The 16,562-nt window shown below is 35.7% G+C and carries 21 protein-coding genes; 4 read left to right on the top strand and 17 right to left on the bottom strand.

Features of this window, described 5'->3' with window-relative positions; genetic code table 11:
• Positions 1-124 precede the first annotated feature (124 nt).
• The 12 genes from V7124_RS18920 to V7124_RS18865 form a co-directional block, all read right to left on the bottom strand.
• Positions 125-307 (bottom strand): DUF5359 family protein, encoded by a 183-nt coding sequence (locus V7124_RS18920; RefSeq protein WP_335409173.1) that lies wholly within the window; start codon positions 305-307, stop codon positions 125-127.
• 65 nt (positions 308-372) lie between these two features.
• Positions 373-1,725 carry a germination protein YpeB gene (gene ypeB, locus V7124_RS18915; RefSeq protein ID WP_335409171.1) on the bottom strand — a complete coding sequence of 451 codons (1,353 nt, stop codon included), beginning with the start codon at positions 1,723-1,725 and terminating at the stop codon, positions 373-375.
• Between the two features lie 12 nt (positions 1,726-1,737).
• Complete coding sequence (sleB, locus tag V7124_RS18910) at positions 1,738-2,574, bottom strand: spore cortex-lytic enzyme (protein ID WP_335492176.1); 837 nt, start codon at positions 2,572-2,574, stop codon at positions 1,738-1,740.
• Positions 2,575-2,688: 114 nt separating this feature from the next.
• Positions 2,689-3,378, bottom strand: a complete 690-nt coding sequence (prsW, locus tag V7124_RS18905) for a glutamic-type intramembrane protease PrsW (protein ID WP_335409168.1) — start codon at positions 3,376-3,378, stop codon at positions 2,689-2,691.
• Positions 3,379-3,473: 95 nt separating this feature from the next.
• Positions 3,474-4,430, bottom strand: a complete 957-nt coding sequence (locus V7124_RS18900; protein WP_335409166.1) for an asparaginase — start codon at positions 4,428-4,430, stop codon at positions 3,474-3,476.
• A gap of 7 nt (positions 4,431-4,437) precedes the next feature.
• Positions 4,438-5,409: a YpdA family putative bacillithiol disulfide reductase gene (locus tag V7124_RS18895; RefSeq protein ID WP_335492173.1), complete on the bottom strand. Its 972-nt coding sequence runs from the start codon at positions 5,407-5,409 to the stop codon at positions 4,438-4,440.
• Between the two features lie 89 nt (positions 5,410-5,498).
• A complete protein-coding gene (locus V7124_RS18890) occupies positions 5,499-6,776 on the bottom strand; it encodes a Glu/Leu/Phe/Val family dehydrogenase (RefSeq protein WP_335409163.1) in 1,278 nt (425 codons plus the stop codon).
• Between the two features lie 144 nt (positions 6,777-6,920).
• Positions 6,921-7,508, bottom strand: coding sequence for a genetic competence negative regulator (locus V7124_RS18885; RefSeq protein WP_335409162.1), 588 nt, complete (start codon positions 7,506-7,508; stop codon positions 6,921-6,923).
• Between the two features lie 71 nt (positions 7,509-7,579).
• Positions 7,580-8,491, bottom strand: a complete 912-nt coding sequence (locus V7124_RS18880) for a MerR family transcriptional regulator (RefSeq protein WP_335409161.1) — start codon at positions 8,489-8,491, stop codon at positions 7,580-7,582.
• A 49-nt stretch (positions 8,492-8,540) separates the two neighbouring features.
• A complete protein-coding gene (locus V7124_RS18875) occupies positions 8,541-9,308 on the bottom strand; it encodes a metallophosphoesterase (RefSeq protein ID WP_335409160.1) in 768 nt (255 codons plus the stop codon).
• A gap of 67 nt (positions 9,309-9,375) precedes the next feature.
• The gene (locus V7124_RS18870) at positions 9,376-9,618 is read right to left on the bottom strand and encodes a hypothetical protein (protein WP_335409158.1); all 243 of its coding nucleotides are present in this window, start codon (positions 9,616-9,618) and stop codon (positions 9,376-9,378) included.
• 57 nt (positions 9,619-9,675) lie between these two features.
• The gene (locus tag V7124_RS18865) at positions 9,676-10,308 is read right to left on the bottom strand and encodes a CBS domain-containing protein (protein ID WP_335409155.1); all 633 of its coding nucleotides are present in this window, start codon (positions 10,306-10,308) and stop codon (positions 9,676-9,678) included.
• Positions 10,309-10,452: 144 nt separating this feature from the next.
• Here V7124_RS18865 and V7124_RS18860 point away from each other — a divergent pair, with 144 nt between their 5' ends.
• The 3 genes from V7124_RS18860 to V7124_RS18850 are packed head-to-tail and all read left to right on the top strand — an operon-like array spanning position 10,453 to position 11,544.
• Complete coding sequence (locus V7124_RS18860; protein ID WP_335409153.1) at positions 10,453-10,683, top strand: spore coat associated protein CotJA; 231 nt, start codon at positions 10,453-10,455, stop codon at positions 10,681-10,683.
• On the top strand, positions 10,680-10,940 hold the full coding sequence (locus V7124_RS18855) for a spore coat protein CotJB (RefSeq protein WP_335409151.1): 261 nt from the start codon (positions 10,680-10,682) through the stop codon (positions 10,938-10,940). The genes V7124_RS18860 and V7124_RS18855 overlap by 4 nt, the downstream gene beginning before the upstream one ends.
• A gap of 34 nt (positions 10,941-10,974) precedes the next feature.
• Positions 10,975-11,544 (top strand): manganese catalase family protein, encoded by a 570-nt coding sequence (locus tag V7124_RS18850; RefSeq protein WP_335409149.1) that lies wholly within the window; start codon positions 10,975-10,977, stop codon positions 11,542-11,544.
• A 28-nt stretch (positions 11,545-11,572) separates the two neighbouring features.
• On the opposite strand, the gene V7124_RS18845 is transcribed toward V7124_RS18850, so the two are convergent.
• The 5 genes from V7124_RS18845 to V7124_RS18825 form a co-directional block, all read right to left on the bottom strand.
• Complete coding sequence (locus V7124_RS18845) at positions 11,573-12,028, bottom strand: DUF2663 family protein (protein WP_335409147.1); 456 nt, start codon at positions 12,026-12,028, stop codon at positions 11,573-11,575.
• Between the two features lie 87 nt (positions 12,029-12,115).
• Entirely contained in the window at positions 12,116-12,817 is a 702-nt protein-coding gene (locus V7124_RS18840) for a LysM peptidoglycan-binding domain-containing protein (RefSeq protein WP_335492167.1), read from the bottom strand.
• A complete protein-coding gene (locus V7124_RS18835; protein WP_335492163.1) occupies positions 12,810-13,418 on the bottom strand; it encodes a CPBP family intramembrane glutamic endopeptidase in 609 nt (202 codons plus the stop codon). Before V7124_RS18835 ends, V7124_RS18840 begins: the two co-directional genes overlap by 8 nt.
• Positions 13,415-14,908, bottom strand: a complete 1,494-nt coding sequence (locus V7124_RS18830) for a RecQ family ATP-dependent DNA helicase (RefSeq protein ID WP_335409141.1) — start codon at positions 14,906-14,908, stop codon at positions 13,415-13,417. The genes V7124_RS18835 and V7124_RS18830 overlap by 4 nt, the downstream gene beginning before the upstream one ends.
• Positions 14,905-15,948 carry a helix-turn-helix domain-containing protein gene (locus V7124_RS18825; protein ID WP_335409138.1) on the bottom strand — a complete coding sequence of 348 codons (1,044 nt, stop codon included), beginning with the start codon at positions 15,946-15,948 and terminating at the stop codon, positions 14,905-14,907. Before V7124_RS18825 ends, V7124_RS18830 begins: the two co-directional genes overlap by 4 nt.
• 238 nt (positions 15,949-16,186) lie before the next feature.
• Here V7124_RS18825 and V7124_RS18820 point away from each other — a divergent pair, with 238 nt between their 5' ends.
• The gene (locus V7124_RS18820) at positions 16,187-16,435 is read left to right on the top strand and encodes a ferredoxin (RefSeq protein WP_066060880.1); all 249 of its coding nucleotides are present in this window, start codon (positions 16,187-16,189) and stop codon (positions 16,433-16,435) included.
• Positions 16,436-16,562 lie beyond the last annotated feature (127 nt).

The following is a 16,562-nucleotide window of genomic DNA, read 5'->3' as shown; positions in this document are numbered from 1 at the left end:
GTTTCCTTTATCTCAGTTGGAGCGCTCCACAAGGAACGCTCCGGCAGCATAGACTTCGCACGAAGAAAAAGCGTTAGCTTTTTCGAGGAGGCCATACGCCGCTGACCAGGGCGCTTGCGCTTTTTTAATGACCTCTAAAGGTTTGAAGGATTTCGGTAAATGTATTTTCATTTACTCCTTCATATTTTGTTAGCTGCTCTAATTGAGGGAAAATATCTAATTGATGTAAAAATAATTGGGCAAAAAACAGAAAGAAAAATTGGATAATAATAACCTTTATTAATATTCTTTCAACGATCTTCATCATACCATCACTCCAATTTACCAATTACTACTATTATTGGAGTGATGGTAATGTTTTATTCTTTAATCTTAGAGTACATCTTCGTAAGTTTCTTCAGCATTCTTTAATTTTTGGACTTCTTCTTCGACACCGTCTTTGGCATTGATAAAGATCCTATAGGTATCATCTTCAATTGTTCCTAAGAATTCATAACACAATACTTCCTTGTTTAAATCATTAATAATAATTGATTGTCTTTCTTCCATAATTTTGAAATTTGGATTTACCTTTGCGCGAGCCTGTTCACTCGTTAGCACTGGTTTTTCAACTTTTCTTGCATCGTTCAACGATTTCAAATATTCCTCTGCTGAGAATCCAATAATATTTCCATTATCAAGGGCCACTTTTATTTTTATAGCTTCAGGATAAATTCTTATATTATTTTCACTAGTGACAAAGTTAAAAACACCTGTTTGATCATATTGCGAACTTTCAAATAGCTCTAGATTTTTGTATCCATTTTCTTTTAGAAAAGCTTCAGCCTTCAGATTTGCGTCGTTTAAGCTCATTTTTTGCTCGGTTACTTCTCGATAATTAATAAACCATATTGGGTATCCTGCTTTTTTCGTAATATCCATACTACCCTCTTGGCCAGTTTTCTTGTTTCTTATTGAGACACTATAAAACCCATAATCCGAACCTTTCCCACTCTCAGTTACCTTTACTTCTGCATTTCCATCAAATTTCATATATTTTCTTGCAATGCTAACTGCTTCTTTTTCAGAAATGGTCTTTCCTTTAATCTTCTTGAAATTTTCATCCTTTTTTTGCATGTTAGCAAAACTGGGTCCAAAGTCGCTCTCATCATAACCTGATACTGTTTTCTCAACTGTTTTAAAGCCATCAATAATCGTATTATCCGTTGCTTCTTTTCCTGAAGCTAACGCCATTTCAACGTCCATCCAACGGAGATTATTTTTCAATGCCATATGCTGGACTTTACGAAGTTCACTTTGAATTTCGCCAGATTGCTTGTATAAAACCTTTAGTGTTTCATATTCTTCCTCTGTTAAAGGGTCCTTTTCTAAATCTCTGACTGCTGTTTGATAACTAAACTTTCCAATCTTCGCCAAAAACTCTTCCGTTTTATTAAATGGCAGTAACGTTAACGGAAGCTGCCCCACATCGCTATGTGCTTCAGATGTTAATCTCCAAACCTCTACTAACGAAGGTGACAGGGAATGCCTTGAGTTCATTGCAAGGGTTGTTCCAATTTTATCGTTTAGTAAATCTATTTCATAGGTTAGTTCATGAAACGCCCGCTGGTAATTATTTTCTGCATTTATTAAAATCGCATTTTTTTCCCGGTGCTCTTGATAACCCCAGTAAGCTGTACCGGCAACCCCCACTGCTAAAACACCTATGATTATTCCTCTAATCATCTAATCACCCCTCTATTCGCAAAATATATGTTTTCCAATCCGTTTAATTTGTGGCCTTGTCCATATCCACTTGCTTGTAGCGGTAACTGGATTAAAATAATAAAGTGCTTCCCCGGTTGGATCTATGCCATTTATTGCATCTAATACCGCTTTTTTAGCTTGTTCGTTCGGTGTGAGCCAAATTTGACCATCCGCGACAGCAGTAAAAGCACCCGGTTCGAAAATAACTCCTGAAACAGTGTTAGGAAAAGAAGCACTATTTACTCGGTTTAGGATAACAGCAGCTACTGCTACTTGACCTGTATAGGGTTCACCCCTGGATTCACCATAAACAGCATTAGCCATCAATTGTATATCGTTACTTGAAAACCCGCCTGGTGTATTAGCAGCAGTTGGTTTTTTAGGCGCTGCTTTTGGGGCTGTCGGCGCTGGTGCTGGTGCATTGGGTTTTGGCGCACTCTGCTTTTTTTGATCCACTCCGCCGTAATGAGTAAATTTATTTCCTTTATTAATTTGTTCCTTCACAAATTGCTTATTATATTTACTAGCTTTAACTAATTTAGCTTTTGTCTCCGTACCTGCAAGGCCATCAATCGATAATCCAAATTCGTATTGGAAATTCCTTAGTGCCCAATAGGTACTCCATCCAAATACACCATCAATTTTCTTGTTGTAAAATCCTAAATATTGGAGTCTTGATTGAAGTTCGATGACATCATCTCCGACAGCACCTTGTTGAAGAACCTGGTTTGAAAACGCTAAAGCCCTGTTATCCTCCGTAAAAGCAAATGGAATGATACAAAGGGAGAAAATGATTGGAATGATACATTTTACTATTTTCTTCTTCATGGTAAAGTAACCCCCCGTTGTAAATCTTTTTAGATGTAAACCTATTTTTTGTTTAAATGGCAAATTTATTCAAAAAAAATTCCCTTCATTAAAAAATGAAGAGAAATACCTCATTTACGAATGAAAGGAATTTTGAGTTGAATACTGTTTTTTCTTATGGTTCGTTGTTAAAATTCTTGCCATTTTAACCTTTCTTAGGCCAAACCACCAAAGAAAGATCATAAAAGGTAAAATAATATATAACCAGTTTTCTTGAGAAATTAAAATATAATCATAAGATCCGTGTAGAATAAAAGGCAAGGCTAAAGAAACAATCACCCATTTCGCTTTTTTACCTTCAGTAAATTTTGCTTTACCAATGTAAAACCCCATAATTACCCCGAAAAGAGCATGACTTGATACAGGCAGTAATGCTCTTGCCATTGCATGTTCAATCCCATTTGCAATTAAGTAAAAAATATTTTCAACGGTGGCAAAACCAAGGGATACAGCCACGCCATATACAATACCATCAAATGGTTCATCTAGCTCTACATGCTGGTAAATTGCATAGAACAGGATAAACCATTTGAAAAACTCTTCAAGAAGACTAGAAGAGAGAAATGCATCAATAAATCCAGATTTAATGATATTCTCTGTATGAAGTACATGCTGAATAAACATAATCGGAAACACCAGCAGAGCACCAAACATAAAAGTCCTTAGAACTACAGATACTGGTTCTGATTCATATTCATCTTTTAAATAAAAATAACTTAACAAGGCCAGTCCGGGGGCAATACCGGCCGATAATATTCCCAGCATGGAAAATCCTCATTTCAAATCAACTGTTTTCTTAATCGTAACATGATACTGACATTAATTAAATGAAAGATTATATCCATTTTATCATTTGGCCATTAAAAAATAATCTTCTTTAGCCCGCTGGCCAGTGCTACCCCTAATTTAATTCTAGCTTTTTTTGAGTCGTTATCACTGCCCAGGATTACACCCTTTTTATATAAGTCATAGGCACTACCTTCATAATCATACGTGGTATAAACTGAACCTTCTTCAGCACTCGTTGTGATAACCATGGCAATTCCTTCTGAAAGTGACTTTTCTATTTCCACCATCATTTGCGGCGCTACTTGACCACGGCCTACACCTTCAAGGACGATTCCTTTGACTCCTGATTCTCTAGCAGCCTTAATAAATTTCCCATCAGCACCAATATAACATTTAATGATTTCTACTTGTGGGATTGGTGATTGAATAGCAAAATATTCGCGTTTTATTGGCTTTTGAAAAATTTGCACCACATCATTGTCGATAATACCTAGATAGCCAAATCCAAAAACGCTAAATCCTTGAATATTGGAAGCATGCTCTTTTTTTACATATCTAGCAGTAAATATCCGTTCATTAAACACCACTACAGCGCCTGCATTTCGTAAATCCTCACAACACGCTGAATATATGGCATGCCTAAGGTTTATATATACATCACTTCCTAAATCATCCGGTGAACGCTGTGATCCAGTTATGACCACTGGCCTTGAATCTTTAATGGTTAAATCAAGAAAATAGGCTGTTTCCTCAAGGGTATCCGTGCCATGAGTTACGACGACTCCAGAAACCTTGTCATCCTCATAATATTTTTCAATTTTATTCTTTAATACAACTAAATCATCAAACGTTATATGTATGCTTGCCTTTTGGAATACAGATTCAATAATGACTTCGATATCTTTAGGCAGATTACACATTGCCGCAAGTTCTTCCCCTGTTAATTCCCCTGAAGCTAATTTCCCTGAGTCCTTATTTGGTTTACTGGCAATCGTCCCTCCAGTAGTTAACAGTACGACTTTTTTCATTTACTTTTCACCCTTTTATTCCATTTTCTTGAATTGATTGTGCAATGAGACTGCCATGAAACCTTCCATTTTCAATAAATATTTCATTGGCATTATTACCTGCAGCGATGACTCCTGCAATATATATGCCCTCAACATTCGTCTCCATTGAATCAGGGTTAAAGAAGGGTCTTCCGGATTCCTCATCAATTAATATACCCATATTTTTAAGAAATTGATGATCTGGCCGATAACCAGTCATGGCAAAAACAAACTGATTAAATATCGAATTTTCTTCTCCATCTTTGGAATAGCGTACTTGATCTTCCGTTATTTCTATTATTTGCGAATTGAATTCCATCTTTATGGTCCCGTTTCGAACTAATGATTCAAATTCTGGAAGGATCCAAGGCTTAATACTAGTGGAATATTCTCTACCACGGTAAAGGACCGTTACTCTTGCTCCTGCCTTAACGAGTTCAAGGGCAGCATCCACACTGGAGTTCTTTCCACCTATAACGCAAACATCTTTGTCAAAATAAGGATGTGCTTCTTTAAAATAATGAAACACCTTCGGCAAATCTTCTCCTGGGACATGCATGTAATTTGGATGATCATAGTAACCCGTTGCAATCACTACAAATTTAGCGTGATAGGTCTGTTTACCGCTAATAATCCGAAAGCCTTTTTCTTCTTTATGGACCTCTAAAACCTTTTCATAAGAATTTACTCGCAATTGTTTTCTTTTTACAACATCACGGTAATAAACGAGTGCTTGGTTTCGTTTTGGTTTATAGCTTTCAGTAATAAATGGTACATCTCCAATTTCAAGCTTTTCACTTGTACTAAAAAACGTTTGATGCGTGGGATAATGATAGATGGCATTTACAACATTCCCTTTTTCAATAACCAGAGAGGACATTCCAATTTCCTTAAAGGCAATAGCAGCAGCTAAACCACATGGTCCCCCGCCGATAATAATAATATCTTCGATTTGCAAATTGATCACCTCAATTAATTATTCCAAAAAAAAAAAATCCTACCGTCTTATGATAGGAGTTTTTTTATTATATTTCAATTGTAATGTTTTTATATCCAGCCTCTAAATCGACTTGCTTCAGCCATTTTCCTTACGCCTACCATATACGCTGCTAAGCGCATATCAACACGACGAGTTTGAGCCGTATCATAAATATTATTAAATGATTTTACCATAACTTTTTCAAGTTTTTCTTCTACTTCTTCCTCGGACCAATAATAACCTTGGTTGTTTTGAACCCATTCGAAGTATGAAACGGTAACACCGCCAGCAGATGCTAACACATCCGGAACAAGTAAAATACCACGCTCTGTTAATATCTCAGTCGCCTCAAGCGTTGTCGGTCCGTTGGCAGCCTCCACAACGATTCCAGCACGAATTTTATGTGCATTTTCTGCAGTAATTTGATTTTCAATTGCAGCCGGGACAAGGATGTCACACTCAAGTTCTAGTAATTCTTTGTTTGTAATCGTATTATTAAATAATTTCGTAACCGTACCAAAGCTATCACGACGGTCTAGCAAGTAATCAATATCAAGTCCATCCGGATCATATAATGCACCATAGGCATCAGAAATACCGACAACTTTAGCCCCTGCATCGTGCATGAATTTCGATAAAAAGCTTCCTGCATTACCAAAGCCTTGAACGACGACCCTTGCACCTTCAATTTGAATTCCCCTCTTTTTAGCGGCTTCACGTATACAGATCGTTACACCCTTAGCTGTAGCAGATTCACGTCCGTGAGAGCCGCCTAAGACTAGTGGTTTGCCTGTGATAAAACCAGGGGAGTTAAATTCATCAATACGACTATATTCATCCATCATCCAAGCCATAATTTGAGAATTAGTAAATACATCCGGTGCCGGAATATCTTTTGTTGGTCCAACAATTTGACTTATAGCTCGTACATATCCCCGGCTTAATCTCTCAAGTTCTCTAAAGGACATATCACGCGGATCACAAATGATCCCGCCTTTTCCACCGCCGTATGGAAGATCTACAATCCCACACTTTAAGCTCATCCAAATCGAAAGGGCCTTTACTTCAGTCTCAGATACATTGGGATGAAACCTGATTCCACCCTTAGTTGGACCCACTGCATCATTATGCTGTGCACGGTAGCCGGTAAATATCTTTATTGACCCGTCATCCATTCTAATTGGAATTTTTACTGTCATCATACGTAAGGGCTCTTTTAAAAGCTCATATACTTCTTCAGGATAACCTAACTTTTCAAGAGCTTTATGTATAACAGTCTGTGTTGAAGTTAACACATTATTTTCTTCCTCTTGATTAGTTTTATCATTGCCTTTTTCGGCTACCATCTGTAAACCTCCTACAAATCACTTTTATCTAAATGTTGTCGCTTTCAGAGACAAGTATACACGTTTACTGGATTTATGCAAGATGATAAAATACAATAATAAACAAAAAAGGAGCAATAGACTCCTTCTTCAAATTAGTATCCACTATTTAAAATATTGTTGGATTGTTTCTACCGCTTTATTATCAATAATTAGGTTTCCATATTCAGAAAGCACGTACGTACTAAGAATGGAAGGATCTCCGTATTCTGATAAAAAAGCTGCAATTTTTTCTACACTGGAAGGGTCTATATTATTCATAAGTAAGTAATATCGATGGTTATAAGAAAATAAACTGCCGCCACAAATTTGTAGTGAAAACAGCCGGTGTGAAAGTGCTATGATATCTTCTATACTTTCAAATTGATAAAGTACGTTTTCACAGCCTTCAACCCTAACTTGCATTTCAACAAAACCATCAAATAATATTTCATCATCTTCTTCATCTATATTTCCGTCAACCGTAATAATCATAATCATACCTTGTGCCTGCAAGGTGAAAATTTCAACTGCTACAGAACCTTGAATTTCAACATCAAATTCCTCGCTTGCCTCCTCTAGCATATCGTGGAAAAGTTGATGCCATTTTATTGAATCTTTCCATATGTCTTCTTTGGAAAGTCCCCTTTCATGTAAATCATCAGAGGTTAAAAAAATTTTAATCTTATTGACTGTTAAGCGTTCTAAGCGCATGCTCTTTTACCCCCTGCCGTGACATAACTCTTAACCCTAGTGTATGTCAATAGCGTCGGTTGGTGCTTTGTCTAGTATACCATCCGTTCGATTAGCCATTTTTCCCATTCATTTATTGATTGCCCCAAAAGGTACGTAGAAAAATGTTTCTTTTCAGAGTGATCCATTTCAGTAATTGCCTCCCCACCTAAACCAATAGTAAGACCCTTGTAGTTATGGGATAACTGATTAATAAGAGAAAGCGCTTCTTTTAAGTCTTTTTTGTCTTCACAGGAGATGATAAATAAATCTGGATGAATGATTTCCATAGTTAAATTAATATCCTCTAATGAATGATATGTACCTATATTTAATACCTCTATACCCTTTGTTCTTAAATAAAAGGTGAAAATTAATAGTCCAAAATGATCACCTTCTTTAGAAAAAGAGATACAAACTGCCTTGTGAAGATGAACATTATTCGGCAAACTGTGAATGATCGTTGTAATCCGAGCTTTTAAGAATGTAAAAGAAAAATTTCGTTGTGCGTTGGTTAGATTTCCAGACTTATAAGAAATCTCTATTTTCGTAACAACCTGAATAAAAATATCTCCAATAACCTTTTCCATTGAAAAAATACTAAACAACTTATTGATTACTTCGTTTACTTTATCAGATTCAAAATGGATTAAGGCATCATAAAGCGAGTCGGTTAAATTCATTAAAGGATTGGCTTGCTTAAGATTTATCGTTTCTGATTCCATTTGCGTATGGGTGTGACTCATTAATGAAATAGCCTGACTAATGGTAAATCCTTGGTTCACTTTCTTTATCAGCCACTTTAGTATTTTTATATGCTCATCCGTATATAATCGATGTCCAGCTTCATTTCTGACTGGTGCAATCATTTGATAACGTCGTTCCCATGCTCTTAGCGTTCCAGGTTGAACCCCTAGCATTAATGCAGCAGCTTTAATATTATACTTACCTTCTTGGTCCGCCATCCTAATAATTCCTCCGTATTTAAATAAACCCTGACTGAAATAATTTTATCTACCCATTCTTAATTGTAATTAAATGACACTGTGCAGGTGCCCCTAATCTAAGTGGAACTCCTGTCGTACCATAGCCGTTACTGATTAATAATGTAGTATTTTCTAACTTTTCCACTTTCCCTTTTTTAAATGGGCTATAACCAAAAATATGGATTTGTCCTCCATGTGTATGACCACTTAATACAAGCCTTATATTATGTTCAGGCAATACTTTTTTGGTGATTGTCGGGTAATGACTAGCCAAAATTTTGAAACTGCCTTCATCAGCATCTAATAACGCCAAGTCCAGTCTATCACGTTCTTGATCTACGGCATCCACGCCCAGCAAGGATAGTTTATCCCCGTTTGCAGATTCAAAAATCGCGGCAGTATTATCCAATATTTTTACTCCATAGTCCAAGAGAATGGCATCTAATTTACGATAATCCGTTTCATAATCGTTATTTCCCCAAACAAAATACACTGGACCCAATTGTTTTAGTTTCTCTAGGTTTTCCTTAACCCTTTCAAAGGGAACTCTCTTTTCTGTTAAATCCCCACCTATGATTACGATATCCGTTTTTCCGATAACTTCATTGATAATATTATTAGAAATAAGCCGCTTATGTATATCAGAGATAAAAAAGATGGATACCTCACCAAATGAGTTTGGAAAATCCGCAAAAGTCATGTTGTGAAGTTCCACATGATTTAAGAAAGCTTCTTTTAGCATATACAAGATAAGACTAGCTCCTACAATCAGGAGCAAAACAATAATATACCCCATATTTTCCCCTTTTCCACTAGATGTTCTACTTAAATCATACCATAAAGGAATCTATAACCAAACAGGACTAGCGCTTTCCCCGTTTTTTCTTTACTATCTTATACCAATGTTGCAGAATCTCTTGAAAAAGTTGCATACTGACGACTAATCCAAATAAAAAGGCTAATGAGGCAGCAAAAAATTCCAAGGGATAAATAATAGGACCGACCAAAATATCCGCAAACTGAAATGGATAAGTAATTGGAAACCATTCAATTATTAAATATCCACATACAAGAATAAAAATTAGCCGCATAATGATTCTTAACAAGAAAATCCCTCCCATACATTGTATGAGAAGGATATGAAATCTTTCCGTTTTAGATTACTAGTCTTCCTGAATACTTAGGATACGGAACCCTTGCTCTTCAAGCTTCTTTGTAAATCGGTCTATATTATCTTTCTTTTCAACCTTCATGACAATTCTCCGAACTAATTTATCTGTCTCATCAAACGTTACGAGTGAAATAATATGTTCATGGAAGTGATGAGCAATTTCAGAAAGTCGTGCAATACGCCCTTCTGTTTCTACGGATGTAAAGGCAATTCTTACCCCTGGGCGATTTACTCCGAAAGCGCTCTGAAAAGTGGAGAGAACATCTGAGCGTGTTACAACTCCAAGAAATTTACGATTTGAATCAATCACCGCTAGCAAAGGGAAGTCTTTTAAGTCAAGAAGTGTTTTTTCAAAAACTTCTTCACCCAATAAATACTTATCTTGATGGGTAGCAATGTCTTTTACTGTTGTAGAACTTAAAAATTCATCTTTTTGTCTTCCTGATAAAAAGAATTTCTCATAAATTTTAAAACGCGTGGCAACCCCAATATACTTTTCTCCTTGTAATACGGGAACACCATCAATTTCATTTTTCTCCAATTGTTCTAATGCAATTGCCAAATTTGTGTCTTCCTGAACTGTTACGCTATTATGATTTGGAATCATCATATTTTTTACAAACACTTACGATCACCTCAATGTAATTATCCTGCTTCCTACCTATTATACTTCAACAAAACATTGGAATTTCCTTTTTATAAAATTTTTATGTCATGATTATCTAAAATTTCCATATTTATTAATGATGTTATTCAAAGGAGGGTGACAATGTTTACACTTTATAAAACATATCGTCCAATTGTTAGCCCGTTTGATCCCTGTAAACCGATATTAGAAAAAACCTTTTCTACGCCACCTAATCTATACATCGGATTTCAACCGCCAAACCTTCCACAATTCACACCACAGGAAGCATTAAGAGCAGGAACACTATGGAAGGCCTTTTACGACCCCTACTTCAACCCATTTGAGAAAGCCAAAGGGGGAATCCCTAAATGAAACAAATTCCGCCAGAGTATTATCAAATGATGGAGCAGCTTCAAACCGTTGACTTTGTTTTAGTCGAATTAACCTTGTATTTAGATACACACCCAGATGATCTTGAAGCTATTAAGCAATTTAATCATTATGCAAAAGAAAGAAAGGGAATAAAAAAAGCATTTGAAAGTCAATTTGGTCCCCTATTACAGTTTGGCAACAGCTACTCTGGACACCCATGGAATTGGAACGAACCTCCATGGCCATGGCAAGTTTAAAACAATTTACATTTAAAGGAGGGAATAAGCATAGATGTGGATTTACGAAAAGAAACTACAGTATCCCGTTCGGGTAAGCACATGTAATCCAACTTTAGCAAAATATTTAATTGAGCAATATGGAGGTGCTGATGGTGAGCTATCAGCTGCTTTGCGATATCTAAACCAAAGATATTCCATACCTGATAAAGTAATTGGATTATTAACGGATATTGGTACCGAGGAGTTTGCGCACCTGGAAATGATTGCCACGATGGTATATAAACTCACAAAAGATGCCACTCCAGAAATGATGAAGGCTGCTGGTCTTGGCGACCATTATGCCAATCACGATAATGCTTTATATTATCATAATGCCGCTGGAGTTCCTTGGACAGCTTCTTATATTGCCGCAAAGGGTGACCCAATTGCAGACCTTTATGAAGATATTGCTGCCGAAGAAAAAGCTAGGGCTACTTACCAATGGATTATCAATCTGAGTGATGACACTGATTTAAACGATGGTTTACGTTTCCTTCGTGAACGTGAAATCATCCATTCCCAACGTTTCCGTGAAGCAGTGGAAATATTAAAAGAGGAGCAAGGTAAAAAAATATTCTTTTAATGGTGCTAGAAGCAGACATGGGCTGCTTCTATTTTTTTTCATGGTAAAGATTAATATCATAAATTTTTTTCATTATCTCAAAATCAATATGACGATTTTTCCAATGTTCTTCCTTCTTCCATAAATCCTTACTACGGTTTACAATTTCACACCTTAATTCTTGATATTCCTTTTCCTTCTTATCCTTTTGTTGCCTTAATACATTCATCGCTCCATATAAAATGGCAGTAACTGCCAATAAACCAATATTTAATGCATCACTAACCGAAGCTGAAAACATCGCAAAAAATGAATAAGAATATTGTTTGGCAATCATATTATAGAAATAACCAAAAAATAGAAAGGCAAAAAGCAACATAAAATAAATCGATAAGTAATGCCATTTTTTAGCAGTATCAAACTTAATCTTTCTTTTACGCACATTTTCTAGCATTTGTTTCGTTGCTTCATCTGTATGTTCAAGTAAGCGGATCGGTTTATCCATTTCTTAACCACCTCTTTAACATAAATATGAACTTGTCCGAGAAATTATGAAGGCTTCCTATTAAAAAAACCGATCGAATTTGATCGGCTACTTGTTTAATGGAATTTCTAATACTTGCCCTAAATAAATTTCATCCCCCTTTAAATTGTTTGCTTTGCGAATGATTTCCTCACCTGATTTTGAATGATAATATTTCAATGCAATTCGATAAAGATTTTCACCTTTTTTAACTGTATGATAGATAACGGTTTCAGAAACTGCGGTTGAATTTGGCTGCGATGCAGCTGTTTCAGTTGTTATAGATGAACCACCATCATTTTCAATAGTGCCTTGTTCTGTACCTGGACTCTGAACGGCAGTTTCCGGGCTAACAGGCTGTTCAACTTCGACTGCCTCTTCTTGATCAATCTCTGTTGATATATCTTTTTCTATTTCTTTTTCTGTTTCCTCTTCTTCTTTTTTATCAACGCTGCTTCCTGGTTCTGATTTTTCAAAATTAATGACTTCATAACCAGAGGAATCGCCAGAGACTTTTTCAGCCCCTTTGTTTTTCCCCTCTTCTAGATAAGAGTAGGCACTAAAAATTGCAATTGGAAGAAGGATAAAAAATAACACCAATATACGAATAATCGGATACTTTAATTTCCATTTCGTTTTCTTTCTTTTTTCCCTATGAATCTGTTCTCTAGGAGGTAATTGCTCGCGCACTTCAATTGTTTCCTCATTTAATTTTTCAATTCGCTTCTTAAGCCGTTCGGCTTGGTCTCTATATGGTTCTTCTTTATTCATTAAGTGGTCCCTCCTCTTCATTGACATCTATTGAGTGTTTATATTTAATATAAAGCCCTAATAAAAAATCAATTGTAAAATGCATGATCATTGTAACGGCTAAATTGTTGGTCCAATCATAAATGAATCCAATGAAAAAACTAAGGATAACAATATTTGAAAATAAAAACCAATTAAACAGGTAGCGATAATGGATAACGGCAAAAATTAAACTTGCAAGAATAAGTCCAACTTTTGTTTGAATGACACCACGGAAAAGTAATTCTTCACTCAGAGCAACAATTGCAGCAATCCAGGCAATGTGAATGACACTTCTATTCTTAAAAATTCTATCATTCAAACCGCCATCATCGTAAAAAGAAGCCGGAAGCTTTTTCATTAATAATATATCTACAATAACTACCGTTACCCCTGCAGGAACGCCAATCAGCCAAATTCTATGATCTGAAAAATCAATACCTTGGATAAATGAAAAATGATCAAATAAAAGAACACCTAATATAAAAGTGATTACAAGCAAAATGATTTGGGTCAAGTATAAATGAACGAGTAGTTCTTTATCGGTTAATGCTTTGATGATTTCATGATATTTATTTTTCATTTACTCAACTCACTATTTAGCAGGATTTTGGCTAAATAATCCTTCCACTTTTCTTCATGTGCAGAAATGATTTTCACTTTATCAGTTTCATGATATTGATTTAACTGCACACCGCAAACATCACAGCAGTTCTTTACTTTTTCTTTTATAGGTTCTTCATCAAAGTACTCTAAAATTAAATCTCTTCTACATGAATTTGAATTTATCCACTTTTTAAAATAATGAATACTTTCTTTCTTTACTGTTAATCTTTCATTTACAAATTCCCTCAAGCTTTGCCTTATCTGTTCAAGATTAGAAAGTAATTGTGGATTTTTAATAAAGCCCTGGATGATACGCCATTGGACCTCTGAAAAACCACCATTTTCCCTTAAGTATTGATTTTGCTCTAGAAAGTTATGATCAGTTAATTGTGAAAACAGCCAGTCAATTTGTAATTCTGTTGGCAGTTCTCCCTCTGCAAGCTGTAGTGGAAGCTGTTCATCCCCAGGCGATGAAAGTAGAATGGCAATACTAGCCTTACCATCACGTCCAGCTCTGCCAATCTCTTGCAGGTACGATTCGATTTGCATGGGCATATGGAAATGAATAACAAAACGAATATTTTCCTTATTAACGCCCATCCCGAAAGCACTTGTTGCGCAAATTACATCAAGTTGTCCATGAATAAACTGTTGTTGAATTAAGATTCGTTGTTCTTGGTCTAATCCTCCATGGTAGGCCATGGTCCTATTCATTCCCTTTGCAACTAAAAGTGAAGCCATTTGTTCAGCTACCTTTTTACTAGAGAAATAAATAATTCCTGGCTTTTGTATCTGGAGAACTAATTCTATCAACCGGGATTGTTTATCACGATAATTAGGTACTTCTTCAATATAAAAAGCAATATTTGGCCGGTCAATTGTCGACTCAACCTTGTTAAATCCATTTAAGTTAAGGGATTGGATAATATCCTCACGTACTTTTTTTGTTGCCGTTGCTGTTAGAGCCAGCGTGAGCGGATTCCCAAGTTTATTTCGAAAGTCACCTAACTTTGAGTAATCCGGACGAAAATCATAACCCCATTGTGATATGCAATGGGCCTCATCCACAACAAATAAAGCAATGTTAATCTTCTGCAACCTTTTGATAATAGCAGGTATACTTAACATTTCTGGCGAAATAAAAATATATTTGTATTTAGTTAAATTAGCTAATACGTGGCCCCTCTTTTCAAAATCGAGAAAAGAATTCAAAGCTATAACGCGCTTTTCTCCAAACTTCATTAATTGTTCCACCTGATCCTGCATAAGCGATAAAAGCGGAGAAATAATTAAAATCTGGCCATCAAGACAATAACCGGGAAGTTGGTAACATAATGATTTTCCTGTTCCTGTTGGAAGCATGGCAATCGTATCATTCCCTGCGAGCAGAGACAGGATCACTTCTTTTTGCCCAACTTTAAATGACTTATATCCAAAATACTTATATAAAAGCTTTTCTAGTTTCATTGCCTATCACCATACTTTGCAAGAACCAGCCTGATTTGAAAATATGAAGCTGATTTTAAACTGTTTCTAATTACTTTAAGCTGCCTAGTGGCTTCTTTCCGTGAAATATCTAGTATCTTTAGTTGGACATCTTCATCTACAAACTTATTAATAGAAAAATCCTTTATATTTATAGCAAACTCTACAAAATGGTCTTCAATGGTACTTACTTTTAAATTTCGAATTCGTGCAATTTCATCTGGTGAAAAGCCTTGTTTTAAAAGCGTCCATGTTTTACGTGAGGAAAGTGTTAACGAATCCTTTTGTTCTAGATTAGCAAGCAGCGATGACAACACCTTAAAACGAGCTGGATCTTCTTCAACCGTTTGCATCAAACAATGAAGGATATTGATGAATTCTAAATGATACTGTACAGTGTCTATATTACACATTTTTGCAACTTGCGCTGAGGTCAATCCAATTTTCTGATATCCAGTTAATCGAAAAACCAGTATTTCAGGATTGATATCTTCCCTTGAATGTTCAAGACAATCAACTAATTCCGAAAATAGAAATTCCCCCAGCTTCTGCTTTGGTATTAAGGAATCTTTTAAAATATCCTTTAACCAAATGTGAACCTCAGTGTTTTTTTGAATGGGGATGTATTTGGTTTCTTGAAATGTAATGTTGGAAGCTACTTGGATCAGCAGAGACAATCTTTCCCATACCAATAATGTATAGGGTTGATATCTCCAACCATTCATGTAATATGGCAGTGGAGTATGTAATAAGTAATCCTTACCTGCCTTGGTAAGTTGGTATCTTTGCTCCCCACATGGTTCTATCAGTTTTTTATTTAGTAAGCTGCTAAAAATTTGATCAAAAGTCTCGCGCGTTAGATGTTCAATGATTCGAAAATACTTCTGTAGTGAAAATAAATGTGCATCCTGGAGTGTTTGTGAAGATTTTTTTCCATTTAAAAGATGATAGATGGAATAAATTGTTCTTTCTCCATTTAGCTGATTTAAACAAAATAATAAAATGTTCTCAATATAACTCATTCCATTTCCACCACTTTTTGCTGATAATCGACAAAATCACCTAATTTTCTATCCCTATTCTATCATGAAACGGTTTGTCATGTTGCTATAAATTGTGGAAGATTAGGGAATCCAATTTCTATAGCGTATTTTTCTATTGAAAAGTTACTCATTCAGTTTTACAATAGGAATGAGTAATGCGTTTCCATTATTATTATGGAAAGGTTAGTAAGTTATTTTATTGGGAGGTTTTTTTTTCATGGCAAAGTATACGATTGTTGACAAAGAAACTTGCATTGCATGCGGAGCATGTGGAGCAGCAGCACCAGATATTTATGATTACGATGACGAGGGTATTGCATTTGTAACGCTTGACGATAACGAAGGTATTGTTGAAATCCCTGATGTATTAATCGACGATATGATGGATGCATTCGAAGGATGTCCAACAGATTCAATTAAAGTTGCTGACGAATCATTCGATGGCAACCCAACAAAATTCGAATAATATCTTGTCATTGAAAGATCGTTAAACCCACAACCCCTGCGTTTATAGGCAGGGGTTGTTTTCTACTTAAAATAAAGGCTGTGTTAATGGATACTTTTGATTTAAGAGCCTGTTGATTGGAGCGAAA

Source organism: Neobacillus niacini (assembly GCF_036961885.1).
In the GTDB taxonomy this organism is placed as follows: Bacteria; Bacillota; Bacilli; order Bacillales; family Cytobacillaceae; genus Neobacillus; species Neobacillus niacini_H.
This window is presented reverse-complemented; position numbering and strand designations above follow the sequence as displayed.